This is a genomic window from Acinetobacter entericus (assembly GCF_026168575.1).
Lineage (GTDB): Bacteria > Pseudomonadota > Gammaproteobacteria > Pseudomonadales > Moraxellaceae > Acinetobacter > Acinetobacter bouvetii.
In genome coordinates this window covers 1-401 of sequence record NZ_JAPEQW010000140.1, presented here as the reverse complement: position 1 = coordinate 401, position 401 = coordinate 1, and the positions used below count along the sequence as shown (strand labels likewise).

Annotated in this window: 1 protein-coding gene; it reads right to left on the bottom strand. The window is 46.1% G+C overall.

Annotation, left to right across the window (positions count from 1 at the left end):
• A partial coding sequence (locus tag OKC24_RS19930) for a tape measure protein (RefSeq protein WP_265466317.1) occupies nt 1–401 on the bottom strand: 401 nt, incomplete at both ends.

Sequence of the window (401 nt, the reverse complement as noted above, 5' to 3'; positions counted from 1 at the left end):
GCTTGCTCCATGATTGAGTTAAATTCATCACCGCGAAGTACGCCAGATTGCAAAGCCTGAGTTAATTGTACAATTGCAGCTTCACTTGCTTGCGCTGATCCACCACCAGTTTGTACCGCCATGTTAATGGTTTTGACTAGATCCAAGCTCTGCTGCTGGGTCATCCCCATCTGCTTACCAACATCATTCACTTTTGTGAATAGGCCAGCAGTAGCATCAAGACTTGTATTTGTCATCAATGCAACTTGATGAACACCCGCCATAGCTTGGGTAAAATTACCACCCTCGCTGGTTGCAATGTTAATTCGTGCTGACAGATTGGTATACGAGTCTGCTGTTTCAGCAAGCTCACGAATGCCTAGACCAACACCGAGTGTTGCCATAGCACCAACCAAGGCATT